Origin of the sequence: Mesorhizobium sp. M5C.F.Ca.IN.020.32.2.1 (assembly GCF_004023105.1) — a bacterium.
In the GTDB taxonomy this organism is placed as follows: Bacteria; Pseudomonadota; Alphaproteobacteria; order Rhizobiales; family Rhizobiaceae; genus Mesorhizobium; species Mesorhizobium wenxiniae.
On record NZ_RZSX01000004.1, the window covers coordinates 1 to 24795 of the forward strand.

At 59.5% G+C, this 24795-nt stretch carries 23 protein-coding genes and 1 pseudogene; 17 read left to right on the forward strand and 7 right to left on the reverse strand.

Translation table 11 applies throughout. The features are described from left to right. A pseudogene (locus tag EOA86_RS39830) lies at positions 1-199 on the reverse strand (hypothetical protein); the annotation flags it as partial. A gap of 450 nt (positions 200-649) precedes the next feature. Here EOA86_RS39830 and EOA86_RS00380 point away from each other — a divergent pair. The 4 genes from EOA86_RS00380 to EOA86_RS00395 all read left to right on the forward strand — a co-directional run bounded on the left by EOA86_RS00380 (position 650) and on the right by EOA86_RS00395 (position 3441). Beyond that, entirely contained in the window at positions 650-856 is a 207-nt protein-coding gene (locus EOA86_RS00380; protein WP_029356015.1) for a hypothetical protein, read from the forward strand. A 27-nt stretch (positions 857-883) separates the two neighbouring features. Next, complete coding sequence (locus EOA86_RS00385) at positions 884-2326, forward strand: Do family serine endopeptidase (protein ID WP_245497067.1); 1443 nt, start codon at positions 884-886, stop codon at positions 2324-2326. Positions 2327-2483: 157 nt separating this feature from the next. Then, the gene (locus tag EOA86_RS00390) at positions 2484-2921 is read left to right on the forward strand and encodes a DUF2267 domain-containing protein (protein ID WP_128340398.1); all 438 of its coding nucleotides are present in this window, start codon (positions 2484-2486) and stop codon (positions 2919-2921) included. Positions 2922-2976: 55 nt separating this feature from the next. Further along, positions 2977-3441 carry a YbhB/YbcL family Raf kinase inhibitor-like protein gene (locus EOA86_RS00395; protein WP_065007941.1) on the forward strand — a complete coding sequence of 155 codons (465 nt, stop codon included), beginning with the start codon at positions 2977-2979 and terminating at the stop codon, positions 3439-3441. Positions 3442-3468: 27 nt separating this feature from the next. Here the strand turns inward: EOA86_RS00395 and EOA86_RS00400 are convergent, their stop codons facing one another. After that, positions 3469-4944 (reverse strand): FAD-dependent oxidoreductase, encoded by a 1476-nt coding sequence (locus tag EOA86_RS00400; RefSeq protein ID WP_128340399.1) that lies wholly within the window; start codon positions 4942-4944, stop codon positions 3469-3471. Between the two features lie 245 nt (positions 4945-5189). On the opposite strand from EOA86_RS00400, the gene EOA86_RS00405 reads away from it, so the two are divergent. Continuing rightward, positions 5190-5834: a hypothetical protein gene (locus tag EOA86_RS00405; RefSeq protein WP_128340400.1), complete on the forward strand. Its 645-nt coding sequence runs from the start codon at positions 5190-5192 to the stop codon at positions 5832-5834. Positions 5835-6109: 275 nt separating this feature from the next. Here EOA86_RS00405 and EOA86_RS00410 read toward each other — a convergent pair whose 3' ends face one another. After that, positions 6110-7168 carry a LacI family DNA-binding transcriptional regulator gene (locus EOA86_RS00410; RefSeq protein ID WP_065007855.1) on the reverse strand — a complete coding sequence of 353 codons (1059 nt, stop codon included), beginning with the start codon at positions 7166-7168 and terminating at the stop codon, positions 6110-6112. Positions 7169-7375: 207 nt separating this feature from the next. Here EOA86_RS00410 and EOA86_RS00415 point away from each other — a divergent pair, with 207 nt between their 5' ends. The 7 genes from EOA86_RS00415 (at position 7376) to EOA86_RS00445 (ending at position 14962) form a co-directional block, all read left to right on the forward strand. Next, the gene (locus EOA86_RS00415) at positions 7376-8365 is read left to right on the forward strand and encodes an autoinducer 2 ABC transporter substrate-binding protein (RefSeq protein ID WP_095519836.1); all 990 of its coding nucleotides are present in this window, start codon (positions 7376-7378) and stop codon (positions 8363-8365) included. 88 nt (positions 8366-8453) lie between these two features. After that, on the forward strand, positions 8454-9968 hold the full coding sequence (locus EOA86_RS00420) for a sugar ABC transporter ATP-binding protein (RefSeq protein ID WP_127209066.1): 1515 nt from the start codon (positions 8454-8456) through the stop codon (positions 9966-9968). Further along, on the forward strand, positions 9961-10962 hold the full coding sequence (locus EOA86_RS00425) for an ABC transporter permease (RefSeq protein WP_128340401.1): 1002 nt from the start codon (positions 9961-9963) through the stop codon (positions 10960-10962). Before EOA86_RS00420 ends, EOA86_RS00425 begins: the two co-directional genes overlap by 8 nt. After that, positions 10959-11954, forward strand: coding sequence for an ABC transporter permease (locus EOA86_RS00430; RefSeq protein ID WP_128340402.1), 996 nt, complete (start codon positions 10959-10961; stop codon positions 11952-11954). The genes EOA86_RS00425 and EOA86_RS00430 overlap by 4 nt, the downstream gene beginning before the upstream one ends. Before the next feature lie 5 nt (positions 11955-11959). Then, positions 11960-12808, forward strand: coding sequence for a sugar phosphate isomerase/epimerase family protein (locus tag EOA86_RS00435; protein ID WP_127209069.1), 849 nt, complete (start codon positions 11960-11962; stop codon positions 12806-12808). Between the two features lie 4 nt (positions 12809-12812). After that, complete coding sequence (locus EOA86_RS00440) at positions 12813-14273, forward strand: FGGY family carbohydrate kinase (RefSeq protein ID WP_128340403.1); 1461 nt, start codon at positions 12813-12815, stop codon at positions 14271-14273. After that, the gene (locus EOA86_RS00445) at positions 14270-14962 is read left to right on the forward strand and encodes a class II aldolase/adducin family protein (RefSeq protein ID WP_029356038.1); all 693 of its coding nucleotides are present in this window, start codon (positions 14270-14272) and stop codon (positions 14960-14962) included. The genes EOA86_RS00440 and EOA86_RS00445 overlap by 4 nt, the downstream gene beginning before the upstream one ends. A 94-nt stretch (positions 14963-15056) precedes the next feature. Here the strand turns inward: EOA86_RS00445 and EOA86_RS00450 are convergent, their stop codons facing one another. Next, complete coding sequence (locus EOA86_RS00450) at positions 15057-15530, reverse strand: phosphatidylglycerophosphatase A (RefSeq protein WP_128340404.1); 474 nt, start codon at positions 15528-15530, stop codon at positions 15057-15059. 361 nt (positions 15531-15891) lie between these two features. On the opposite strand from EOA86_RS00450, the gene EOA86_RS00455 reads away from it, so the two are divergent. Then, entirely contained in the window at positions 15892-16518 is a 627-nt protein-coding gene (locus EOA86_RS00455) for a CDP-alcohol phosphatidyltransferase family protein (RefSeq protein WP_065007846.1), read from the forward strand. Positions 16519-16666: 148 nt separating this feature from the next. On the opposite strand, the gene EOA86_RS00460 is transcribed toward EOA86_RS00455, so the two are convergent. Further along, the gene (locus tag EOA86_RS00460; RefSeq protein ID WP_128340409.1) at positions 16667-17341 is read right to left on the reverse strand and encodes a protein-L-isoaspartate(D-aspartate) O-methyltransferase; all 675 of its coding nucleotides are present in this window, start codon (positions 17339-17341) and stop codon (positions 16667-16669) included. Positions 17342-17916: 575 nt separating this feature from the next. On the opposite strand from EOA86_RS00460, the gene EOA86_RS00465 reads away from it, so the two are divergent. Then, positions 17917-18909: a glycosyltransferase family A protein gene (locus tag EOA86_RS00465; protein ID WP_128340405.1), complete on the forward strand. Its 993-nt coding sequence runs from the start codon at positions 17917-17919 to the stop codon at positions 18907-18909. Positions 18910-19099: 190 nt separating this feature from the next. On the opposite strand, the gene EOA86_RS00470 is transcribed toward EOA86_RS00465, so the two are convergent. Both EOA86_RS00470 and EOA86_RS38350 read right to left on the reverse strand, forming a co-directional pair. Continuing rightward, entirely contained in the window at positions 19100-20395 is a 1296-nt protein-coding gene (locus EOA86_RS00470; RefSeq protein WP_128340406.1) for a polysaccharide biosynthesis/export family protein, read from the reverse strand. Positions 20396-20613: 218 nt separating this feature from the next. Next, positions 20614-20784, reverse strand: a complete 171-nt coding sequence (locus EOA86_RS38350) for a hypothetical protein (protein ID WP_164891502.1) — start codon at positions 20782-20784, stop codon at positions 20614-20616. Positions 20785-21038: 254 nt separating this feature from the next. Here EOA86_RS38350 and EOA86_RS00475 point away from each other — a divergent pair, with 254 nt between their 5' ends. The 3 genes from EOA86_RS00475 to EOA86_RS00485 all read left to right on the forward strand — a co-directional run. Further along, entirely contained in the window at positions 21039-21254 is a 216-nt protein-coding gene (locus EOA86_RS00475; RefSeq protein ID WP_127313762.1) for an exopolysaccharide production repressor protein, read from the forward strand. 557 nt (positions 21255-21811) lie between these two features. After that, positions 21812-23686 carry a Wzz/FepE/Etk N-terminal domain-containing protein gene (locus EOA86_RS00480; RefSeq protein ID WP_128340407.1) on the forward strand — a complete coding sequence of 625 codons (1875 nt, stop codon included), beginning with the start codon at positions 21812-21814 and terminating at the stop codon, positions 23684-23686. A 715-nt stretch (positions 23687-24401) separates the two neighbouring features. Then, the coding region (locus tag EOA86_RS00485; RefSeq protein WP_164891503.1) for a glycosyltransferase family 4 protein at positions 24402-24795 on the forward strand (394 nt) is incomplete at its 3' end.

Genomic DNA, 24795 nt, shown 5'->3' on the forward strand with positions numbered 1-24795 from the left:
CTCTTAAGTGAACACAGCCCGCGCTCATACGATCCATGCCACCACATGTGCATCCTCGCGGGGCGAAATCGAAATCCTCGGCAGCAACAGTCGTCACGACAAATGCGCCCGCAGCCTTGGCAAACTGAATCGCCTGATGCCCGACAACGCCGGCGCCGCCATGGATGAGAACCCGCTGCCCGGATTTGAGGGTCGCCATGGTCGAAAAGCCCCTGCCATGCTGTAATGCCGGCAAGCCGCACGGCGGCGGCTTCCACATGGCTTAGACGTTCCAGTTTTGCTGCCGCTTCCGTCGCCTTGACCACGACGTATTCGGCGTTACCGCCGCGGTCATTGCCAAGCATGGCAAAACATCGGATCGCCCTTCTTCAAAGTTGCGCCCGCGTGCCGGACAGCTCCACCACGCCCGATAGATCGCGGCCGAGCGTAACGGGCAGATCCCCGCCCGCCGGATTGCGAGCTGGAAGTTCCGATGATTTCCGGGGCCGGTCGTGGTTATTCAAAGACCGTTCTCTCGGGCTCTACGAGAGACCCCTTGCGCAGAGATCATCCTGTGAGATTCCCGCAATCTCGTCAGGGAACTTTTCTTGAGGGACATGGTTGAAATGTGCGGTCGAAAGAACCCGGGCCCGTGCCAAGGAGATTCGCCATGAAGCTTCGCGAGTTGATGGACCAAGTAAAGGATCTGCCGCCGGATACTCTGGTCTGTGCCGCCGAGATTGACGAAGCCTTTGCAGCCAACATCGCTGGCATAGAAACAATAGAAAGCGCCCGGATCGAAAGCCGCAAGCCGGACGGCACCGAAGCCGTCGAACTCGCCAACGGGAACGACAAGGTTGTCGTAATCCGCTGGTGAACCGCTTTCTCATGCTGGAGCCGTCGCATGCTTGATCACTCAGCGCTGGAGGAGTCGCAGACCATGTTCCCGGTATTGAACAAACGACTTTGCGCCGGCCTGACCGCCGGAGTTCTGATGCTCTCGGCCGGCGGCTTTGCTCCGCTCGCAGCCCAGGAAATCCCGAACGACTTCACGGCAATCGTGCGCGAGAAAATTCCGGCCGTGGTCGCAATAACCACCCGACAGATTATCCAAGACCAGGCGACGTTGAACGACCTTCTTAGTCCTTTCTATGGCCGCGGCCTGGGACCGCCTCAACCGCGGGTGCGAGAGGCTCTTGGCTCCGGCTTTGTGATCAGCCCCGATGGATACATCGTCACCAACAACCATGTCGTTGCCGATGCAAGCGAAATTCATGTCGTATTCTCGGACAAGGAGACGCTGCCTGCGCGGCTCGTCGGCCGCGATGCGGCAACCGACCTCGCGGTGCTGAAGATCGACCCACGGCCCGACATGACAACGACCGCCTGTGGTGACTCAGATGCAGTACAGCCCGGCGCATGGACCATCGCGATCGGCAGTCCGTTCGGACTCGGTGGGACCGTCACCGTCGGCGTGCTTTCGGCCCGTTCGCGCGACATCAATGCCGGTCCATACGACGACTTTCTCCAGACCGACGCCTCAATCAATCGCGGCAATTCCGGCGGCCCGCTGTTCAATGCGCGCGGCGAAGTGATCGGGGTCAACACGGCCATCGTATCTCCCACAGGTGGCAGCATAGGGATTGGCTTTGCGGTACCATCCCGCACCGCCCGCAACATCGTCGACCAGTTGATCCGCACCGGCCGGATCGAGCGCGGTTTCATCGGAGTACGTCTCCAGGAGATCACGCCGTCGATTGCTGAGGCGCTTGGAATACCCGACAGCAAGGGAGCGCTGGTCGCTTCGGTCGAACCCGGCAGTCCGGCAGAGCAGGCAGGCATACAGGCAGGAGACGTGATTACACGCTTTAACGGCAAGGACATCCAGAACGTCCACGATTTGACGCTCGCGGCTGCGAGCCAAACGCCGGGAACAAAAACGACGCTGACAAGAAATCGTGGAGGCAGCCAACAGGAAATAGCTCTGACCATCGGACAGCGCAACGATGAGGAGCAACAGACCGGCGCCGTTCCAAAGTCGGAAACGGCCGACACACGTCTTGGTTTGTCGCTCAGCCCAATCCCGGATGAGGCGCGCCAGCAGCTCGGACTCCAGCCGGACATTACGGGCGTATTCGTGCAAGAAGTGGCCCCCAACGGCCTCGCCGCCGAAAACGGCATTCAGCCTGGCGATGTGATCGTCTCGGCCAACAACCGGAACGTGACGCGGCCGTCGGACATCCAAGCGGAGTGGGCGAAATCGCGCCAACAGAACAGGCCCATATTGTTCCGCATCAACAGGCAAGGACAATCGCTTTTCGTTGCCGTCGCCATGGCCAAATCTTGACGGGGCAATCTTGGCGGAAACACACGTAGCGAAAGCTTGGCCGGATGGATCACACGCCTCGCGAGAGACGGCCTTTAAGCTCGGGGGACGGGAACAACAGCCGACCCACGGTCGTTTCGTCTGATGAGTCATTCAAACCGTTGAACAGGAGGCTTCGATGAGCGCCACCGGACTCGACGTATTCGACAAGACGCTGCAGACCACAAACATCTGGCTCGACGAGATCATGGCCGAGATGGGACCGGATCGGCAGATCGCATGGCATGTTCTTGGAGCGGTGCTGCACGCGCTGCGAGATCGCATGCAGCCGGATCTTGCAGCCCACCTCGGCTCGCAGCTGCCGATCCTAGTACGCGGCGCCTATTACGACCAATATCAGCCTTCCAAGACGCCCGAGAAGTTGCGGTCGCTCGATGAGTTTCTCGCCAAAATCAAGGCGGAGCTGGAATTCACCCGGCCGGTCGATTCCAACGATGCATTCAGGGTCGTATCCAAGGTGCTCGTTCACCACGTGGACGAGGGGCAGATGACCAAGGTTTGGGAATCCTTGCCGGCAGAAATCAGGCGCGCCGCGGAAGCTCAGCAAGCGGCGTGAAATGGCGCCCAGACCTCGATGGTCTCGGCCGTAACGCTTGTTTGGGGAAATGGAAATGCCACTCACCCTTATCAGCCCTGCGTTTCCGGCGGGCGGGAAAATTCCTGAAAGGTATACCCGTGACGGCCAGAACGTCTCGCCGCCGCTGAAGTGGTCCGGGGTTCCGGATGGTGCGAAGAGCCTTGTTCTTGTCGTGCAGGATCCCGACGCGCCGAGCGGCACCTTCGGGCACTGGGCGGTGTTCAATATCCCGCCCGATGCCAGCGAGCTAGCCGAGGCGCAAGATGGCAAGCCAGGTCCGTCGGCACTTCGGCAAGGCACCAACGATTTCGGCAATGCCTATTACGACGGCCCACAGCCGCCGGTGGGACATGGCGTCCATCATTATCATTTCCGGCTGGCCGTGCTCGACGTGCCGAGCCTCAGTGTGCCGGGACAGGCGGGCGTGCAGTCTGTCTGGAAGGAAGCCCAGAAGCATGCGCTGGAGCAGACTGAGCTGGTCGGAACCTACGCACGGTAACGCCGGCCGTGTCAGTCGCCGCCTTTTTTACAGCGCGGCCGGGGCAAGCGGTTTTCGAGCCGGGCCGTGGATAACCGTGCCGTCGGCGGCGAAAATCGAGCCATGACAAGGACAATCCCAGGTGTTGTCCGCGTTGTTCCAGGTCACGGTGCAACCCTTGTGGGTGCAGGTCGCCGAAACGGGGTGGAGTACTCCTTCAGTGTCTCTCCACGCCGCGATCTTTTCGTCACCCCTGACGATCACACCGCCCATGCCGGGCGCAATGTCGTCGATGCTTGAGACAATCGATTGGCTGCGGCCATTCCTATGAAAGTCCTCGGGATAAGACCGCGCCGGATCATAGAGCTTTTGCCATGGGCTCGGCCGAGCGCAGATCAAATCCGCGATCATCGTGCCTGCGGCCGTTCCATTGGTAATGCCCCAGGCGTTGAATCCCGTGGCAATATGAAAACCGGAGGCTTTGTCCGGATCGGGTTCGCCGGCATATGGAACTCTATCGGCCGTATCATAGTCCTCGTTACACCAGCGCCACGCCGCGTCCCCAACCGGAAGGCTCATTCTTGCCCATTGTTCCAGCTCGACGAACCGTTTCGCCACGTCGCCGTCCTGGCCCGTGTCGAATTTGGGGCCGAGCGCGACCAGCAGCGGGCCTTCGGCATCGCGCCCGGTGCGGATGGAATGCGTTGGATCGTCGATGCCGATGAACATGCCGTCGACAGCAAGAGGGTCATCGATCCGGAACGCCATTGCAGTGTGGCAGCGCGGCTGGGTCCGGTTCGCCATACCGACGGGGCTCTTCACCGTCATGTTGGTGGCGACGACCACATGCTCGGCGTGGACGGTGCCGCTGTCGGTGACGACGCGCCAGCGGCTTGCCTCGCCGATCGAGATCGCGCGGCTGTTTTCGAACATCCGTCCGCCACGGGCCGTCACCGCTTGAGCCAGGCCAACCAGATACATCGCCGGATTGAACTGCGCCTGGTTTGAAAAACGCAGAGCGGCGGCCGTTTCGAAAGGGAGCGGCGCGCGCTCGAGACTATCGGCGTTCAGCCCAACTTGCCGCGCGGCCTCTGCCTCGGCCACGATCTCCGCGCGCCGGCTTGCATCGCAGGTGTAGGTATAGGCGTCTTTGGCCTCGAGATCGCAGGGAATGCCATAGTTGCGAACCCATTCCCGGATCTGGACAGCGCCGGCGGAATTCGCATCGGCATAGGCTTGCGCCAGGTCCCGGCCGAAGGTGTCGATGAGATGGTGGTAGATCAGCGCGTGCTGCGTCGTGATCTTGGCCGTCGAGCGGCCGGTCACCTGGCCGCCTGTCCGCAGGCCTTCGATGACGATCACCGACCGACCGGCCTCGCAAAGGCGAAGCGCCGTCGTGAGCCCGACAATCCCGGCGCCCACGACAATGGCCTCCGCATGGATCGAGCCCTCGAGCGGGGGATAATTCGTAGCGGGGGCTGCCGCCACCCAACAGCTTCCCGATTTTCCTGAAAGAATGGCCATTTCACCGGCATCCCATGCGTTTGAGGCATCTCCACAACCCGCGCCGACGCGAAAACGTTCCCGGATTTACGGCGCGTACCATCGGGTTACCTGAGGCAGGTGTCGCAAGCCGCTTGGCAGAGCCCAAAGAAGAGTTCGAGATATAGGATGATCCGCATCCCAGTATTCTGGCGACAAACCAATTCGTACCTTGTTTTCCCCTGTGCAATTGCGAACAATGGCATGGATTGATTCGGAGCTTGTCTATGCACGAACTGCAAGCGGCCCTGGCTGCGATGATTTTGAGCACTTCAGTCAGTTCTGGACTCGCCGATGACAATTCTCCCTTTATTTATTTTGCGACCCAAGACCCTTTCACAGACGGTCTGCCGACCAAGAATGATGTTTATGTCTTTGGTGGCGTGTTTGCGAGCGCGGCCTTCGGGGACACGATCAATGTTTTTGGTGCCGACTACACGGACAACTATATAATCGGAGCTGCATACGGTCGCGATCTCGTCGATATAGGCGCTGGTTTCGTTCTTGGTGGCGTCACCGGCGCGGCCATAAGATTTGGCCAGGACGACGATACGTCTGGCGAACTTTGGGCCGGAGCGCGACTTCGCCACCAGGGCCTTGTCATTGGTGATTTGGCGATTGCGCCCGCACTGACCGCTGGATTCAGTGCCGTTACAGGCCCTACCGAGATCGAGCGCGATCGCGAAATCCGCTACGATGGCGATGCATCATTCCTCGGCTTCGTTGGTGCGGAGCTTTCGTTCAGAGTCAGGCAAGCTCCCAATGTCGAACTTGTCTACCAACTCCACCATAGATCCGGCGCCGATGGTACAATTGGCGATATGAACGAGGGTTCTAATGCGAACACTCTTGGAATCCGATATCGCTTCTAATGCTCGCTGCTGTTGGTCTTTGGCCTGCGCCCACGTGTCCCGTATTGGGCTCACAGTGAAGACGGCGACACTTTCGTGATAGGTTTGCACGGGAGATGGCGACCGTGGCTCCAATATGGGATCACTTGTGAGCGAAGCAGCTAGGAGAAGGCGGCCGGCGGCACTTTCGGAGAAGAGGTTCTGCGGCGGTTCGGCACCGGTCTCAATGCCGATCGGCATGATAAACCATTGAAATATCAGGGCGTGCAGGGTCACCCTGTCGCGCCATTTCGCACTCACGCTATATCCTTCAGAGTGTCGAGCGGCCCTTTGAGCGCAGACCGGGGCTGGATCAACTCTGGCGCAATCAGGAAGGTCTGTGGCGTCGTCGTCGCGTTATCGATCAGCTCGAACGCCTTCGTAATCATCGCCTCAATGTTCTGCCGCACCATGATTACCGGGAAGGGCAGGAAGGAGCCGAACGGATCGTAGTCGTAGCAACCGACGACGAGCTCACTAAACATCTCCGCCGGCCGGCCCGCCATGAAACGCAGCAGACCTTCCATATTGATCGACGAATTGACGAACAGCGCGCGCGGCAGCTTGCCATGGCGTTGGTAAAACGCCTCGAAGGCACGCAAAGTTATATCGGGCGAATACCCGGAGGACTGCACACCGTCTTCAGGGTCGGCGCCCAGCAGTGCCTTCTTGGTCGCATGGAAAGCGGCGATGCGTTCGCGGCTGGCATGGTCGTTGCGGCCGCCAAACAGAAACAGCTCGTCCGGCCGCAGAGGATCGTCGTTGCCGAAGCGGCGGATGATTGCTTCCGTCAGCATCCGTGCGCCCTCATAATTGTCGCTGATCACCGAATGCGCCTTCGCTCCCGGCAGGTCGATGTTGATATGCCTCAGCCCCGCCGGTTCGCAGACCTCGTGCACGCCGTCCGGATCGGTGGCGCCGACGATGAAGAGCTGGTCGATTGAATAGGAGATCAGCGTCTCCGCGGTCCGCCGTTCCTCTTCCGGGTCGCGGCTGGCGCTAACCACGACCGGGCATTGGCCGCGGCTGCGCACATGCCCCTCAAACGTCTGCGCCATGGAGGAGAAGTAGCGATTGTCGTGGACGGGCAGCATCAGGCCGACCAGGCCCGATCGCGAGCGTCGCAAGCCTCGCGCCTGCAGATTGGTGGTGTATTGGTGGAGTTCGGCGAGGCCGAGAATTGTTTGCGCCGTACTTTCCTTGATGCGGCGCTTGCGCCAAGTGCCGTTCAGGACGGCACTCACGGTCGAGGGCGAACTGCCCGATAGCACGGACAGGTCATAGATCGTCGCCTTTTTCTTGACCCGCTGATCCATCTGGCCCTCCCGCGCGTCTTTTTAGAGCAAATATCCCGCTTGACGAGAGCTTCTCCATGCATAATAGTTTCTGCACCATCGATTGTGCAAGCGGAAACCGGTGGATAATCGATGGGGAGTGCCCGTGTTTTCGGGGAGGTTTCTAACGGCCGCCGTCGTTCGACGGCTCGAGTGTGTTCCACTAGGAACGTTATGGGAGGAGTACAGATGAAAAAGCTCATGATCGCGGCGCTTGCCGCGACCCTTTTGCTTGGCGGATCGTTCGCTGCGATGGCACAGCAGGCCGGCAAGGTCGGCGTCGTCGTAAAGATCGGCGGCATTCCGTGGTTCAACGCAATGGAGGCGGGTATCAAGGAGCGCGGCCAGAAGCTCGGCGTCGACGCGTTCATGGTTGGCCCAACCAGCGCCGATCCGGCACTGCAAGTTCGCGCCATCGAGGATCTGATCGCACAGGGGGTCAAGGTCATCGGTGTGGTGCCGAACGATGCCAAAGTGCTTGAACCGGTGCTGCAGAAGGCCAAGGACGCCGGCATCATCGTCATCACGCATGAATCGCCTGGCCAGAAGGGCGCCGACTGGGATTTCGAACTCGCGTCCGCGACCGGCTTCGGCGAAGCTCATGCCAAGCTCCTGGCGGAGAAGATGGGCGGCAAGGGTGAGTATGCAGTCTTCGTCGGCTCGCTGACGGTGCCGCTGCACAATGCCTGGGCCGATGCGGCAATCGAGTATCTGAAGAAGAACTATCCCGACATGAAGCTTGTCGGCGAACGTTATGGTGTCGCCGAGGATGTGGACAAAAGCCGCAGCACTGCGCTTGACCTGATTTCCGCGAATCCCGGCTTGAAGGGCTTCCTGGCCTTCGGCAGCCAAGGCCCGATCGGCGCTGGCCGCGCAATCGAAGAGCGGCGGAAGGTGGGGGAAATATTCGTCCTCGGCCCATTCTCGCCAGGCCAGGGCCAGAAGCTCATCAAGAACGACGCGATCTCCGGCGGCTTCATGTGGAATCCGAAGCAGGCGGGCGAGGTTTTCGTCACGCTGGCCGACCATCTCATGAAGGGCAACGAGATCAAGGACGGCGATACGATCGAAGGGCTAGGGACAGTCAAGCCCGACTTCGAAAACCGTAACATCATCGTCGATCAGCTGGTCCCCATCAACAAGGATACTGTCGACGATCTCGCGGCGATGGGCCTGTAAAGCCTCCCAAGGCTATGGCAGCCGGGCTGGCCTCGAGCCGGCCCGGCTGCAGGACTGCAAACGGGATTGAATCCAGGGTTTCAACTCGATGGCTGATCAGGCACTCGATGGCGCCACATCACGGCCGTTGCTGTCGCTCCGCAACACGAACATGACGTTCGGCGGCGTGAAGGCGCTGAAGAATGTCAGCTTTGAGGTGCTGCCGGGCGAGGTGCATTGCCTCGCCGGCGAGAACGGCTCCGGCAAGAGCACGCTGATCAAGGTCATTACGGGCGTGTACAAGCCCGAGGCGGGCGCCGTGATCGACTATGATGGCCAGAGCTACTCCAATATGTCGCCGGTTACGGCGCAGGCCGGCGGGATTCAGGTTATCTGGCAAGACCTCGCCCTGTTTCCCGAGATGACTGTCGCCGAGAACATCGCGTTCCAGACTGTCATCGGCCGCTGGCCGCGGCTGGTGAACTATGCCGAAATGCGCCGTGTCGCGACCAACGCCCTGCAACGTCTTGGTGTGACCCTCGATGTCGATTTAGCACTCCACCATTTTCCCATCGCACAGCGGCAGATCGTAGCAATCGCGCGCGCCCTCGTCGGCGAGGCGAAGCTCGTCTTCATGGACGAGCCGACGGCGTCGCTCACCCAATCCGAAACCGACTATCTGCTGGACATTGTGCGCAATCTGTCGGCGTCGGGCGTCGCCGTTGTGTTCGTCAGTCATCGCTTGGCGGAGGTTCTTGAAATCTCCAGCCGCGTCACCGTGCTGCGCGACGGCGCGCTGGTAGGCGTCTATCCAACCAAGGGCCTGACCCAATCGCGCATCACCGAGCTGATGACGGGCAAGACCTTCGACTATTCCGTCCTGCATCGGGATTTGAGCAAGAGCCCGGTCATGCTTGAGGTCGAGGGACTGTCGCGGCCCGGCGAATTCCAGGATGTGTCCTTGGCGGTCCGGCGCGGCGAGACGCTCGGCATCACCGGGTTGCTCGGGGCAGGGCGCACCGAGCTGGCGCTGACATTGTTTGGCATGCGCAAGCCGAAATCGGGCTCTGTCGTCCTGGATGGCAAACCCGTTCGCTTCGGTTCCAACCGTGACGCGATCGCCGCCGGCGTCGCCTATCTTTCGGAAGACCGGCTGTCGCTCGGCCTCATTCAGCCCCAGGCAATCGCCGACAACATGGTCATCGCCTCGCTGGACAAGATCCTTTCGAGCGGTTTCATTTCGAGCGATCGCAAGCGATCTCTGGTCAATCGCTGGATAAGGGATCTCGGCGTCAGGATCGGAAAGCAGGACGACGCGATCTCGACCCTGTCGGGGGGAAACCAGCAACGTGTCGCCATTGCAAAATGGCTGGCGACCGATCCGAAGCTGCTTATCCTCGACGCACCGACAGTCGGCGTCGATGTCGGCGCGCGCGCCGGCATTTTCGACATCGTTTCCAAGCTCGCAGACAGCGGCCTGGCCATTATCCTGATCTCGGACGAGGTGCCTGAAGTCTATTTCAACGCGGACCGTGTGCTGCACATGGCTCAGGGGCGCATTGTCGGCGAATATGCACCGGGCGCTACGACCCTCCAGGCGATCGAGGAGGCGGTCTATGCGTAGGTTTGTCCGCTCCCACGCAACGGAACTGGCTTTGCTGGCCGTTATCGCAGTCATCTGCGTCTTCCTTTCGTTCGCGACAGACCGGTTCTTCACCCTCGGCAACGCGTTTGACCTTCTGAACACCAGCTCGGTCAACATCATTTTCGCCGTCGGCCTGCTCGTCGTGCTGGTCGCCGGCGGCATTGACATTTCCTTCGCGGTTGCTGCCTCCGTTGTGCAATATCTGACGGCGACCGTCCTCGGCTGGGTCGGCGGCGGCAATTGGATTATCGGCGTCATCATCGCTGGCGCATTGGGCGTCGCGTTGGGCTGCATCAACGCCTTCCTGATCCACGGGTTCAGAATCATTTCGATCGTCGCCACGATTTCGACTTTCAACATTTTCTTCGGCTTGCTGATGTTCTTCACAGGCGGCGTGTCGATCTACAATCTTCCGGACTGGCTCACCAACCGTGTCGTGCTGTTCGAGCGAGAGATGGCTGACGGCAGCTGGGCGGAAATCACCCTACCTGTGCTCATTATGGTTATCTGCGTGTTCGCTACCTGGGCGTTGATCACGCGCACCACCACTGGGCGCCAGCTCTACGCATTTGGCGACAATCCGGAGGGGGCGCGCCGCTTCGGCATCAATACTGGTGCCATGCAGTTTATTGCATTCGGCTGGCTGGGCCTGATGGCGGGCATCGCCGGTCTCGTGCAAGCGCATTACGCGCAGGAAGTGGTGCCGAACGCCCTTTACGGTCGCGAACTCGACGTCCTGGCAGCCGTGGTCCTTGGCGGTGCGCGGCTCGGCGGCGGCAAAGGCAGCGTGCTCGGCTGCATTCTGGGCGTTCTGTTGGTCTCGATCACCCAAAACGGACTCAATTTGATGGGTGTATCGCCTTTCGCGTTCAAGATGATCGTCGGCGCCATTATTCTTGCCGCCATCACCCTGTCGAACACCAGCATCGAACGCCTGCTGCCGTTCCTGAAAAGCCGGCGGGTGCCTTCATGACGGTTTTGATTGAACGCGCCCGCAACGCGCTCGGCCCCGAACTAGCAGGTCCGCTCGCCGCGTTCGTAGCGGTTATGGTCGTGTTCGGCTTTGCCGCGCCGAACTTCTTTTCCCGTGCCACCTTTGGATCGGTCGCCTTCCAGCTGCCGGAACTCGGCCTCCTCACGCTTGCCATGCTGCTGCCGATCCTGACCGGCGGCTTGAACCTGGCCATCACCTTCACGGCCAACATGGCCGGCCTGACGCTGGCTTGGGTACTGCAAAGCCAGGGAGGCGTCGACGCAGGCATCGGCGCCTTTGTCCTTGGCTCGATCCTTGCCATCGCGATCGGAGCACTGAGTGGGCTGATCATGGGCCTCGTCATCGCCTACACCAAGGCTCACCCGATCCTGGTCTCGCTGTCGATGATGATCTTCCTGCGCGGTCTCGGCGAATTCCTGACGCGCGGCGGCGACGTGTCCGGCATTCCCGGCTTCTTCGCGGCGATCGGCTACGGTTCGATCTTTGGCATCCCGGTACCGTTGCTCATCTTCATCGCTTGCGTGCTGATCTGGCAGGTCTTGCTGACGCGCATGAAGCTAGGCTTCAACACCTACATGATCGGCTCCAATATCGAGGCCACGCGCTATTCCGGTATCAATACGCGCAAGGTGCAGGTTCTCGTCTACACATTGTCGGGAGCGATGTGCGCGGTTGCCGGCATCATCATGCTGGCGCGCTTCAATTCGGTGCGTGTCGGCCACGGCGAGTCTTACCTGCTGATCACCGTGCTTGCCTGTTTTCTGGGCGGCGTCAATCCGTTCGGCGGCTTCGGTCGAGTGATCCCGGTCTTCGTTGCGCTGGTCGTGCTCCAGCTTCTGTCCTCGGGACTCAATCTGATGGGCGCGAACCAGCATCTTGCGACGGCGGTCTGGGGGATTTTGATGATCACGGTGATGATCCTGCGCTGGCTTGCCGGGCGCCTCAAATTCCTAAACACAAACAGAGGATGAGTTAGATGCATGGTTTTGGGGTCCACACCTCGATGTGGACGATGAACTGGGACCGGGCCGGCGCGGAGAAGGCGATCGCGGCTTCGGTCAAATACGGGATGGACTTTATCGAGATCGCGCTTCTGAACGCGCCGGCGGTCGATGCCGCGCATACACGCGCCTTGCTCGAAAAGCACAATCTTCCTGCCGTTTGCTCGCTCGGCCTGCCGGAGCGCGCCTGGGCCTCGGTGCGGCCGGATGCCGCCATCGAACATCTCGAAGAGGCCATCGACAAGACGGCGGAAATGGGCGCGCTGGCGCTTTCCGGCGTGATTTTCGGCGGTATCGGCGAACGCACCGGCGTGCCACCGACCGAAAAGGAATACGACAACATCGCGCATGTGCTGACCGTCGCCGCCAAGCACGCCAAGAAGCGCGGCATCGAACTCGGAATCGAGGCCGTGAACCGCTACGAGAACCATTTGATCAACACCGGCGCGCAGGCCGTCTGGATGGTCGAGAAAATCGGGGCCGACAACATCTTTGTTCATCTCGACACCTACCATATGAACATCGAGGAGAAGGGGGCAGCCAATGGCATTCTGGCCGCCCGCGATCACCTGAAGTACATCCACTTGTCCGAGAGCGATCGCGGCACACCAGGCACTGGCAACTGCCCCTGGGACGAGATTTACGCAACGCTGGCGGCGATCGGTTTCAAGGGCGGACTTGCCATGGAAAGCTTCATCAACATGCCGCCGGAAGTCTCCTACGGTCTCTCGGTCTGGCGCCCGGTCGCGAAGGATGAGGCCGAGGTGATGGGCAATGGCTTGCCGTTCCTGCGCAACAAGGCTCGCCAATACGGTTTGATCTGACACGATGGGTGACGGGCAGAAGGCGGATGGCGCGAGGATCGCCGTCTTCGATGTCGGGAAGACCAATATTAAGCTCTCCGCGATGACGCTCGACGGCGTGCTCGTGGAGAGCCTCTCTGTCCACAACGAAGTGCGGCCCGGTCCACCTTGGCGGCAGCACGACCTCAAGGGCATTAGCGACTGGCTGTTCGGCTCGGTTGCCAGTTTGTGCCGCCATCATCCGCTGGAAAAGGTGGTCGGCACCGGACATGGCTCCGCGGGAGTTCTGGTGAACGCAGATCCCGACGAGACGTCCGCCCTGCCGATGATTGACTACGAGCAGGATCTGCCGCCCGCAATTCGCGATGGCTACGCGCCGCTTTCGGGCGATTTCTTCGATCGCGGCAGCGCGATCATGCTAAAGGCCGCCCACCAGGCGCGCCAGCTGTACTGGATGCAGCAGGTTGATCCGGAGCGCGTCGCCCAGGCTCGCTGGTATCTGGGCTTGCCGCAATATTGGGCCTGGCGGCTGTCAGGCGTGCCATCGGCCGAAACGACGATCCTCTCGGCGCAATCGCATCTATGGAACAATGTGCGCAAGCAGTGGTCGCCCATTGTCGCGGGGCAGGGGTGGCAGCGCCTCATGCCACCATTCCATCCTGCCTGGGAGACGTTGGGGCCAATCCGGCACGATCTGGCGCGCCGGCACGGCATACCGGAAAAGCTGTCTGTCCTGACTGGCGGCCACGACAGCAGCCTGAACCTCTACCGCTACCAGGCGGCAGGCATGCGCGACGCCTGCGTGATCTCTACCGGAACCTGGATTGTCGGAATGTGCGCGGCGACACCTCTCGACCACCTCGATGAAAACCGCGGAATGGTGCTGAACAGCGACGTGACGGGAGGCCCGGTCGGCGGCGTTTTGACCATGGGCGGACGAGAGTTCAGTCATGTGGCAGGACAGGGGCAAGAAGAAACTGCGGCCGACGCTGCGCTGGTCAGCTTGTTGATTGAGCGCGGCACCTTCGCATTGCCGTCGTTCGGCGACGATGACGGCCTGTTTCCCGGCAGCGCTGGGCGCGGCCGGTTTGAAGGGCCGCCTGCAGAAACCCCTGCCGAGCGCAAAGCGCTCGCCGTGCTCTATGCCGCGCTGCTGACGACCGAATGTATCGATGCGCTGAACGAAGACGGGTTGGTTGCATTGGATGGCACCTTCCTGAGGGATCCGCTCTACGCCACGTTTGTTGCCGCGCTGCGGCCAAACGCCGAAACGGTCTACAACCTCGACTCCTATGGCACCGCTTCGGGTGCGGCGTTACTTGGCGAACATGAAACTCGTGACACGCCGGCTCCCATCGCACTCAGCCGGCCGACCGCCTTTGCCGGCGACCGTAACGCGCTCGCAGCCTATGCACAGCGGTGGCGCGAACTGGCGAAGCGAAACAACTTGCAACAGGGCAACACCAGCAAAAGGGACAATCGATGACCGATGACAGCGCGCTGCGCCGCGAGATGGTCGATGTTTGCCGCCGGATGAACTCCAGCGGTATCAACCAGGGCAATGCCGGCAACCTGTCGGTGCGCTGCAGCGACGGTTTCCTGATCACGCCCTCGTCGCTGCCCTACGAAACCATGACGCCCGAAGACATCGTCGAGATGGGCTTTGACGGCACCTATGTTGGCCGACGGCCCTCCTCGGAGTGGCGCTTCCACCGTGACATTTTGAGGGAGCGGCAGGAGATCAACGTCGTGCTGCATTGCCACTCGCTCTACGCCACGACGCTGGCCTGCCATCACAAGACGATCCCGAGCTTCCACTATATGACAGGAGTGGCTGGCGGTACGACGATCCGCTGCGCGGAATACGCAACCTTTGGCACGCAGGCCTTGTCCGACAATGCCTTGGTTGCACTCAAGGATCGCTTCGCCTGCCTGCTTGGCCAGCACGGCCAAATTTCGCTCGGCAAGACCATGGAAGCGGCGTTGTGGCTGGCGAACGAGGTCGAAACCCTTTCGCGCATGTATGTCCAGGCGCTTACACTTGGTGAGCCGCCCGTCCTTTCCGACGAAGAGATGGCGCGGGTGATCGAGCAGATGAAGAAGATGAGCTATGGCCAAGCGCCGGATCCGGAGGGAACGAACGATTTGGCACGGCCGCGCGACGCTGCGGTCTAGCGCTGCTCCGGCAGATTTTGGTGGCGAGAGGTCTGTTTTTCCCGGTGGGCCGCAATAAGCTCGACAGTGGCAGGTGAAGACTAAGATGTCCCCCTTACGGCAAACGTTGAATCAAATCGTTCAGCAAAAGCAGCAACGCGCCGGCAAAGACAGCCGCAGCCGCGTCGTCCAGCATGATGCCGAGTCCACCCCTTACCTTCTCATGCACGACGCCGATGGGCCAAGGCTTGGCGACATCGAAAAACCGGAAGGCAAGGAAACCTGCTGCCCACCAGACCGGGTCGAGCGGCAGCATGGAAAGTGTTGCGGCGGTGCCGAAGGTCTCGTCAACGACGACGATCTGCGGATCCTCCGTCCCGGTATGGGAGACGACATGCGACGACGCCCATACTCCCACGGCGAATAAGGCCATATAGGCGAGCACGATCAGCCAAGGCGATGCAGGTATCAGGACCGCGGCAAGAGCCACTCCGACGCCCGCGCCGGCCGTGCCCGGCCATAACGGAGAGAATCCTGCGCCGGCAGAGGTCGCGAGTAGGCAAGCAAACTTAGGCAGAAATTTACGCATGGAGTTTCGGACGGCTTCCCCGTGAATTGTAAATAGGCATTATAGTCACATCTTTCGGGTTACTGCCGCTAGACTGCCAGTCGATGTGCGGCGGCAGACACGACGGGCGTTGCAGAAACTTCGGAACAACATCGGACGGTTATAGCAGCAACCGAAATTTTCCGTTTCGCCGACAGCTTGACAGTTCTCTGGCTACCTTAATCCATTGGCCGCATTCGCCAAAGAAACGCTGCTGGTTGAGCCGGGCCTGATCCGGTCTCCGCCGCGCTGACCACCTCGGTCGGCGCCGACGGGCTGGAACGAACCCACAATTTGCCGGTTAAGCTTCGCGGAACGACATCATAAGAGGAGCAAAGTCATCATGATCGCCGGTCTCATGAAACGTCGTATCGACCCGCTATGGGAGCACGCCGCTTCTCCGCTGATCGGGATCGGCATGACCCCGAACCAGGTTACAGCCGGCGGTCTGGTGCTCGTCGCCCTGTCGTGCGCCGCCTATGTGTACCACCAGTCAAGCCTTGCCTTTGGCCTTTGCCTCGCGTTGGCCTTCACCTTCGACGCGCTGGACGGTGCGGTCGCCCGTCGGAGACATATGAGCACCAAGGCCGGTGGCTATTTCGACGCCATGGCCGACCGCTATCAAGAACTTGCCGTGTTTGCGGCAATAGGCTGGGTCGCCGATCTGTGGGCGATCGCAATGATCGCATTCGCCGGCGGAATCCTCACCAGCTACGCCAAGGCGCGGACGGCGATCGAAATCCCCATAGAAAACCAGGCGTGGCCGGATTTCTTCGAACGGATGGAACGTCTGGTGTTCATTTGCGTGCTGTTAGTCGCCGATGGATTGGCGATCGCCATGGGCGCCGCTTCGCCTTGGTTTCTCACGGGCGGGTTCGCGCTTTACGCACTGCTGGCAAACGCCACAGCTCTGCAACGGATCAATCGCGCATTTGCCATGCTCAAACGAGCGGACGCGAAGCAGCCGTGAGACGCGAAATCCCATACTGGTTTTGGGCGGCGGAAAACGCGAGGCGCTGTCGCGGGCACAGTCGGTTAAAAACAATCCTCCCGCGGCCTGCGTCATCTCTGGCCATAGCGAAGTTGCTGACCCTGTGGGCCAGATGTCCGCACCCTCATTAGACCGTTTCGAGCCGGCTGAACCGAACCGGGATGAGTTTGCGAGTCTTCAGTTGCCCTACCGAATCCTTGTCGATCACCGTCAACAACTGCCCTTGTTCAGGGCCCACGGGCAGAACCAGGCGGCCCCCCGGCTTGAGCTGCTCAAGCAAAGCCGGTGGCGCCCGCCCAGCCGCGACGGTGACTAGGATCTTATCGAATGGGGCGTGCTCGGGCCAGCCGCGAGACCCGTCACCGACACGAATGCTGATATTGGATAGACCGAGGCCCTGCAGGAGAGTCTCGGCATGGCTTGCGAATTCCTCGATGATTTCGACGCTCCAAACGTGCCCGGCGAGTTCCGCGAGGATTGCGGTTTGGTAGCCCAGGCCGGTGCCGATCTCGAGCACCGCGTCGTCCGGCTGGAGAGCAAGGAGATCGGTCATGAGAGCGACGATGAACGGCTGCGAGACGGTTTTGTCGAAGCCGATCGGCAGTGGCATGTCCTGGTAGGCATAAGGCGCGACCGAGCTTGGCACGAAGAGATGGCGCGGCACCCGCTGCATCGCTGCCATCACCCGTTCATCGAGCGCCGCCTTGCCGAGTTCTTCGCTTGCAAGGTCGGTATGGATTGCAATCATCTCGACCATGTGTCTGCGTAGAACTGCGAGGTGTTCTTCATTCATTGGCTTCATGACGGTGGGGCCTTCCTCAACCAGCTTGCTGCCAGATAGGCTTATATCCTGTTCGTCACAGCAACGCCCGCCTTCGTTTCCGGTTGCGGGTGCCCGCGGCGACCGGAGGTAATTTTGGCGTTGCGTCTTGGCACCGGCGGCGGCCCCGGAGATCCCGTGCCATGTCGCCATAACGGGTATGTCCTAGATCGCGGTGTCGAACAATGAACGGCTGCATTGCGTGCATGCGTGTGGCAGCCGGCGATCTCGGCCGGGGCGTTGTCGTTGAATAGTGGATGCCTGTTTCACCGAGCGAGGCTGCGACTGCTGCATGGCTTCGGGCAGCGGGAATGCCGCGACGGGCAGTTCGGGAGGTTCCTCACTCACCTACACAATCGGAGTTCCTAAATATCCAGCTAAAGTCCGGAGGCCGCCACTTTATCGCTTCCAGGAGTGCTACGTGGAACTCGCCGGGGGCCTCTGCCTTGCTGCTCGGCCGTCGTGGTTGAATCCTCCATCAGCTAAAGTAGTGAAATTTGATGGAACTACCGGCTTGATGTGCCATTTTACCACGTCGTGAGAGAAGACGAAGGCAAATGAGCCAGCACAATGCCACTGTGATAGGCGTCGTGGTGCCCATGTTCAATGCCGAGAGAACCATTCTCCCGACGCTGACCAGCATCTGCCAGCAGAGCCACCAGGCGCTGGACATTATCGTTGTGGATGATGGGTCGACGGACCAGTCCGCGTCAATCGTGGCCGCCTATGCCGAGCAAGATCGGCGTAGAGGCCTTTTCAGGCAGCCGAACGCGGGTGTTGCGCACGCACGCAACAGCGGCGCAGCTGCCACCGATGCGGAGTTTCTAGCGTTCGTGGACGCGGATGATCTTTGGGCTCCGTCCAAAATCGCACTGCAACTGCGCGTCCTGCAGGAAGGAGGCTCGTCAGCTGGCCTAGCATATTGCTGGTTTGCGGAGATCGACGAGGACGGTCGGATATTTTCACTCAAACAGCCCGATGCCGATGGTCGCGTGCTGCAACGCATGTGCAGAAACAACTTTGTCGGTAACGGAAGTTCGATGCTTGTACGTCGCTCCGCATTCGAGCGGGCGGGACAGTTTGATCCTTCCCTGAGGGCGAGGAACGCACAAGGCTGCGAAGATCTTCTAATGTGCCTCAGAATAGCGGAGAATTACGAGTTTGGTGTCGTGCCCCAATATCTTGTGGGTTACCGTAGGACGAGCGGCAACATGTCGAGCGATGTCATGCAGATGTTTCGTTCGTATCAAATTGTCCTAGCCGAGTTTCACGAGAAATATCCGCAATTTGGGAGCGATCTTAATGCCCATCTGCTTGACACGATCAATTCGCTTGCCGTGAGAGCTTTGCTTCAAGGGCGGCCTTCCGCAGCCTGGTACCTGTCGAAGAAGCTCTTTGTACTGGAGCCGCGCACGGCCATTTCACGTCTGCCTCACACGGTCGACGTCTGCTGCCGCGGACTGGTCCCTCGCTGGATCAAGGTTCGAGTGAAACGGATGCGAAACGCCGAGTCTCGGCCTCTCTATGACAAGATTTATCTGGAGAGGTGAGTGCGTCCCTGTTCGGGCGTACCGAGCCGGAGCTGTTGAAGCTAGATGCTTGATGCCAGGCTTTGGCGGCGCACGTGGCAATCACGTCATTGCCCGGACCCTGAGCGGCCACCAGAACGATCTTTGGCCCGGACCACATTTCCATAGGACACGTGCAACTACGCGCCGCCTCTATACAATATTTAATTGTTTAGTTCGCGACCGCTCCTGGTGGGACCTCCAGCGTAATTGTGATGGTGTCACCCGGAGCAAGCAGAGTATCTTCAGTCACCTCGGTCGTCGCTGCCTGTCCGTCAGTGGAGCGGGTTACACCGATCGTAATTCGGTCCCCTTCGCCTACAAGGTCGCTGCGCATCTGCATCACGTAGGCGATTTGTTTGGTCAATGAATCCATCTCAGCGCGCATTTGCGTCATCGCCGCGCGTTCAGCCTGCATGTCAGCCAACAGGTCAATTCGACTCTGGTCGATAAGCTTATCAAGACTGCGCTGCAAATCCCCTTGGTCGCGTTCGAGTCGAGCGATCTCAGCGTTGGTTTGCAACGCGCGGGTCGCTGACAAGAGCACTGCACGTTGAGCATCGTTGACCCTCGTGATCTGGATCAGACCTTTTTCGAAGAGCTTCTTGAGGCGATCAAGTTCCGCTGCATCTGCGGCTGCGCCCGCTTGATCCGCCTTCTGCTGCTCCTTCAGGTAGCCCATTCGCTCCGCCGCCTTGGTTGTAGCCAACTTAATTGAAGCGCGCTCTTTCTCCTGATCCGCATAGACAGCTTCAAGATGCTTCCCCTCCTGCTGCAAAGCTTCGTCGCGACGAGGTTCGAGGCTCGGGTCACGTTCTGTGTCCGGAACCTCAATCGCTCTGGCGCCGCTCAGCTGCGCCTCTATGCGAGCAGCCTTGATTTCGCTTTCCTGGTACTTGATGCGCAGAATGTGGAGGCGGCCGCCAAGGTCCGCTGCTGTCATTTCAGGGTTTTGAAGCTCACCGCGACCGAGCTGGTAGCCGCCGCCAGCCGCCACAGCCTGTCGGACAGTCATGCCTGGTCTGAAGGCCTGAGTCCCAGGAGAGGCAATGTCCCCGTCAATATAGACGGGTCTGTATTCCTCAATATCAACTACAATCTGATCCGGGTAAAACCCAGTCCAAGTCTCAGTGCCGTCGGCGGATCGTTGTGGAAGGGATTTTGGTTTTAAACCCTCAATTACCTCCTTGCGAACATCCTCTATTGTCTTCCCGAGAACGGTTAGGGGGCCCAGGACCGGCAACACGATTACACCGCTTTGGTCGATGACAGCTCGCTTTTGCATCTCGGGATAGCCTATGACAGCGAAGCCGATCACGTCGCCAGTCTGCAGACGGTACTCGCCGACTTTGTACTCCTCTGCTAGGGCAAGGCCATTTGACGGATTCGCGTATGCGAACAACAAAAACATGCATGCGAGCGCAGCGCAGCTGCCTGCCCGCATCCAGCGCACCGATCTATTCAACATTCGCGATCACCCCGCAATGTTTAAGCATGACGCTCCTGGTCGTCGATCTGGTGCAGTCGTGGAGCCCAAGCGCTATGGCTGACGTCACCGGCGTCGACGCAGACCTTTCTCACAACGCCATTCCTTTGAGGCGAATTTACGCTCGGAACAACGGCAACAAGGCAGACGATATTCCGAGATCGCGCCACTCTGATCGTCATCCAGCTGGAAGAATATAACTATCCGGCGGCCACCGCGATCGCGTCGATCATGGTTTTGCTGTCGTTCGCGACGTGTCGTCGGCCGGAAGCGACACCGCCGGCCAGCGAACAGCCGGTCGCGCGCCGCTCAGGCCACCAGAACGCGACTGCCATCGGGTAGCGTTGGCCCGCCTGACGCGCGGCCGCCATGTCCGCCGCTCCGCTAAACACGGGCGCTGCGCGGCGGACCCGCCAACGTCACCACTGAATGCCACGCCATTTTTTGCAGAACTTGACGCACACAACTCCTGGAAGCAAGCGTCCGGGCACAGGTTGGGCGTCTTTATTCGCACATGCTAATATATCGGTCGCCCTGACCCGTTCCGATATGTTATGATGGTTAACGCGCTGAGGCCTGGATAGCCAAGGAGCGCGTCACGTCAGCGGCTGCGAGTGGGACGGCGATGTCCTTTTTGCTTTTTTTGCGAGGCCTTGTCATAGTACTGTTGGCATTCGCCATCAGTATATATTTGCTCACCGGCTCCCTCTGGGGCACGTTTGTCCAGACGTTAATTTGTGGGATCTTGATACAGATTGGGTACTTTGTTGCTGTCATGCTGCTAGTGTGGCGCTCGGTCTCCAAAGAATCGGTGACTCCGAAGTCACACATCGCGCGATGAGTCCGAAAGGGAGCAACTGCCGAGCCAGGCGGGCCACGCTCTGCCTTTATGGGCTCTGGCCGCTAGAGCAGGATGATCAGCAAGATGACACCCCACACCACGAAACAAAATGTGACTGCAGCCTGTCTTATTCGGGCACCGGAGAGGCTTTCCGCGAGGCGCCAGATGCGCGCAGGACACTTGCGGTGATCGTTAGCGCGCGTCTGTGATCGACGAGCCATTCCTGTTTCCCGCAGGACAGGCTCAACCCGAGCCCGGAATCTTTTGCTCAGATGTTTTGCCATTTGGCAAGACGACTCAGTTTCTTCCTTCAGTTGGAGCTTACGACATGCAGCGGAATTGCGGCAGTCGGAGCATGGGCCGCGTGAGGTTTCGTTTATTGCATCGAGGTTAGGATTTGCGCTTTTGGCGAAGAGCGGGCTGATGCCCGCCCCGAGCGGTGCGCCTGTGCTCCGCGGGCGTCGATACTGAATTTGCAGACATTTAGTCAGATAATGTGGTATGGTGTTTGCCGTTACCAATGCGCTGCCAGTCTCATCCCACGGGTTTGAAGGCTTATGCTCCGCGAAGTTGAAAAGCACCCGGATTCTGCCTTCACATTCGGCGATCCTCAGTGGGGAACGATTGATCTCGAAACACTCGTGGCGGCAGCGCGACGGCAGTTGAGGTTCGTCCTTACATGCGCGTTCGCAGGACTTGTGCTGGGGCTAGCGTATCTTTGGGCCGAGGTGCCCTTGTACGAGTCGACGGCCAGAATCCTGATCGACAAGAACCAGCCATCCGTCGTGACGAAGTTAACAGAGAGCGGAAGCTCCGCACCGCTTGACCCGATGATGCTGAGTCAGGTCGAATTGTTGCTTTCCGACCGCATCGGGCTAAAGGTCGTTGACAGCCTCGGTCTTGCTACTGATCGCGCTTTCTTATCAGCGCCATATTCATTGCTCAACAGTGTCACAGGATCGGTCGCTCGGTTGGTGTGGCCATTCATCGGCAGTTCCGAAGCAAGCGGAGCGCCGGTGAAATCGAGTGCCGCGCGAGGATCCGATCCTCGATGGCAGGCATTTGGCATTCTGGCTGAGAATATAACGGTAGCTCGTGTAGGGGATTCTTACATTCTGGAAGTCCAATTTCGGTCGCCTAGCGCCGAAATGGCGCAAAAAATAGCCGGTAAGTATGCAGATATCTATATTTCTGACCAAGTCGGAGCCAAAGACGAGTCGATTATCCGAGCTCGCGGCGCACTGGCGGAAGAGCTCGAGACCGTGCGGAAGCGATCGGTCGATGCCGAGCTCGCAATCCACAGGTTCAGAACAGACAATACGCTGACCAAGGAATCGCTGGTTACCTTGCGCCAGCTCGAACTTGAGGCGTCCTCTCTCAAGTCGCAATATGAACAGGTTCTGCAGCAGTACCAAGCGAGCCTGCAGAACCTTTCGATGGCGTTGACGGAGGCGCGGACTATCTCGGAGGCAGCAACCCCCAGCAGACCGAGTTCTCCGAACAGCAGTCTTACGTTGGCGTTCTGCGTCGTGCTCGGCGGCATGTTTGGCGCCGGTGTGGGCGGAATTCGGGAGTACCGTGAGCGCTTTTTCCGCACGACGGCTCAAGTGCGCGATGAGCTCGGACTTCAGACGCTCGGAATGATCCCTTTGCTGGACGGGAAGCCAATTCGGCGAAACCAGCACGATCGTGCTGCCGGAGAGCCGTCAATCATCGAGGTGGGGAACAGCGCTTTCAACTGGGTAGAACAACATCCGCGCTCGGAATTCGCCGAAGCGATGCGAACTGTGAAAGTCGCTGTTGACGTCGAGTTACCAAGGAAGAGCACCAAGGTGCTCGGCATCGTTTCTTGCCTCCCGGGAGAAGGGAAGTCTCTGGTCGCTGCTAATTTAGCGATTGTTCTTGCTATGCAGCGTTGTAAGACATTGCTGATCGATGCTGATATCCACAATCCTGGGTTGTCACCTATGTTGGCCAACGGCTGGGAACGAGGCCTGGCCAACTTGTTGGCTGGAGAACTCAATCCGAGAGACGTGCTGGCCCATCAGTCATTGCCATTGAGGTTCCTGCCCGGCGTGAACCAGAGCCAACAAAAGCTCGCAAACACCGTGCAGCCTATCGAGAAAATGGGCGACTTTCTGCTCAAGGTGGGCCCTATGTTCAATTACGTTGTCGTTGATTTGCCCCCGTTGGCTCCAGTCGCGGACGTGAGGTCCTTTATCCAGCACCTCGACGGCCTTGTTCTGGTTGTTGAATGGGGTGTGACCGCTCGTACATTCGTGCGCGAAATCCTCGACAACAACCCGACCCTGGCGGATAAATGCATCGGCGTTCTGCTCAACAAGGTCGATATCAAAAGAATCAAGCGGTACCAAAAATTCGGCAGCGCCGAATTTTACAGTGAACGTTATCATCGGTATTACCAGGCCTAGTTGTGGAGCAGGCAAATTGAACAGAGGGGTCTCGTGAAGATCGCAATTGTACACTATCGGCTCGTCACGATGCGCGGCAGCGAAAAAGTTGTTAGGTCGTCTTGCGATTGTATCCAGGGGGTCCCGGTCGCTCTTGAACCAGAAAGGGCACCATTACCCGCCTTGGGCCAGTAGGCTCGGGGTGCTGATTCCACGAAGGAGAGCAACGCCATGAGAAAGCATAGCAAGAACGGATTGCTGCTGTCTGGCAGGAAGTTGAGTAGGCTTGGCAAGCTTTGGAAGCAAGCTTCGAGCGCTTCTGCCTGACCGCAGGCATCACGGCGATGGAGGATCTGCTGCGGGTTGACGCCGAGGGGCTGACTGGAGCGCGCCACGCACGCAGCCCGGCGCCGCGGGCTCGCAACCGTTACGTGGCGTCTATTAGATCGGGCGCGCAAACTGGGAAACCAAAGTTGCTTGGCGACAGTAGCGAAGGGGCCCGGTTTTCTGCGATTCGCGGATCAGTTGAACGCATACAATTGCAGAGCATGGCATCGCTGATCATCGCGGGACTGTTCTCTCGGCCCGCCAACAGTATCCCCCCATATCGGCTAAAGGCGAGGCGGGCGGCATTGGGAGTTCTTGACCCATGATATCTCAGCCTCCGCACGGCATAATCCTGATGACGTGCGAATATCATCCATTTCCTGGTGGCATCGGAACATACGCCGGACGGTTGGTCGACATCGTTCGTGCTGGTGGCCACGCTGCGACCGTCATAGCGCCTGCCTATCCTGATCTTCCTGCCGTTCCCCAGGAGCCGGATACCCATCGCATTCTGCGGCATCATCAAATTTCTCCATTCGGGGCGCTGCGGGCGCTTTCTATTCTGCGCAACGTTCCTAAGGACAGGTTGTTTTTGGCCGCCGACATACGCAGTGTACTTCTGACATTTGTGCTACGACCGTTCCATCGCAGACGATATCGAGCGATGATTCATGGCAGCGAAGTCAGCAAATTCAGGACCGATTCCATCCTTTTTCGGTTTGTACGCCGCGCCTACGAAGGAGCAGATGTCGTTTTCGCCAACTCACATGCGACGATGCGGATCTTTTCCGAAAGTTTTGGAA

Coding starts and splice junctions, on each gene's coding strand:
- EOA86_RS00380 (WP_029356015.1), top strand. CDS start 650: ATGAAGCTTCGCGAGTTGATGGACCAAGTAAAGGATCTGCCGCCGGAT.
- EOA86_RS00385 (WP_245497067.1), top strand. CDS start 884: ATGCTTGATCACTCAGCGCTGGAGGAGTCGCAGACCATGTTCCCGGTA.
- EOA86_RS00390 (WP_128340398.1), top strand. CDS start 2,484: ATGAGCGCCACCGGACTCGACGTATTCGACAAGACGCTGCAGACCACA.
- EOA86_RS00395 (WP_065007941.1), top strand. CDS start 2,977: ATGCCACTCACCCTTATCAGCCCTGCGTTTCCGGCGGGCGGGAAAATT.
- EOA86_RS00400 (WP_128340399.1), bottom strand. CDS start 4,944: ATGGCCATTCTTTCAGGAAAATCGGGAAGCTGTTGGGTGGCGGCAGCC.
- EOA86_RS00405 (WP_128340400.1), top strand. CDS start 5,190: ATGCACGAACTGCAAGCGGCCCTGGCTGCGATGATTTTGAGCACTTCA.
- EOA86_RS00410 (WP_065007855.1), bottom strand. CDS start 7,168: ATGGATCAGCGGGTCAAGAAAAAGGCGACGATCTATGACCTGTCCGTG.
- EOA86_RS00415 (WP_095519836.1), top strand. CDS start 7,376: ATGAAAAAGCTCATGATCGCGGCGCTTGCCGCGACCCTTTTGCTTGGC.
- EOA86_RS00420 (WP_127209066.1), top strand. CDS start 8,454: ATGGCTGATCAGGCACTCGATGGCGCCACATCACGGCCGTTGCTGTCG.
- EOA86_RS00425 (WP_128340401.1), top strand. CDS start 9,961: ATGCGTAGGTTTGTCCGCTCCCACGCAACGGAACTGGCTTTGCTGGCC.
- EOA86_RS00430 (WP_128340402.1), top strand. CDS start 10,959: ATGACGGTTTTGATTGAACGCGCCCGCAACGCGCTCGGCCCCGAACTA.
- EOA86_RS00435 (WP_127209069.1), top strand. CDS start 11,960: ATGCATGGTTTTGGGGTCCACACCTCGATGTGGACGATGAACTGGGAC.
- EOA86_RS00440 (WP_128340403.1), top strand. CDS start 12,813: ATGGGTGACGGGCAGAAGGCGGATGGCGCGAGGATCGCCGTCTTCGAT.
- EOA86_RS00445 (WP_029356038.1), top strand. CDS start 14,270: ATGACCGATGACAGCGCGCTGCGCCGCGAGATGGTCGATGTTTGCCGC.
- EOA86_RS00450 (WP_128340404.1), bottom strand. CDS start 15,530: ATGCGTAAATTTCTGCCTAAGTTTGCTTGCCTACTCGCGACCTCTGCC.
- EOA86_RS00455 (WP_065007846.1), top strand. CDS start 15,892: ATGATCGCCGGTCTCATGAAACGTCGTATCGACCCGCTATGGGAGCAC.
- EOA86_RS00460 (WP_128340409.1), bottom strand. CDS start 17,341: ATGAAGCCAATGAATGAAGAACACCTCGCAGTTCTACGCAGACACATG.
- EOA86_RS00465 (WP_128340405.1), top strand. CDS start 17,917: ATGAGCCAGCACAATGCCACTGTGATAGGCGTCGTGGTGCCCATGTTC.
- EOA86_RS00470 (WP_128340406.1), bottom strand. CDS start 20,395: ATGTTGAATAGATCGGTGCGCTGGATGCGGGCAGGCAGCTGCGCTGCG.
- EOA86_RS38350 (WP_164891502.1), bottom strand. CDS start 20,784: ATGGCGGCCGCGCGTCAGGCGGGCCAACGCTACCCGATGGCAGTCGCG.
- EOA86_RS00475 (WP_127313762.1), top strand. CDS start 21,039: ATGTCCTTTTTGCTTTTTTTGCGAGGCCTTGTCATAGTACTGTTGGCA.
- EOA86_RS00480 (WP_128340407.1), top strand. CDS start 21,812: ATGCTCCGCGAAGTTGAAAAGCACCCGGATTCTGCCTTCACATTCGGC.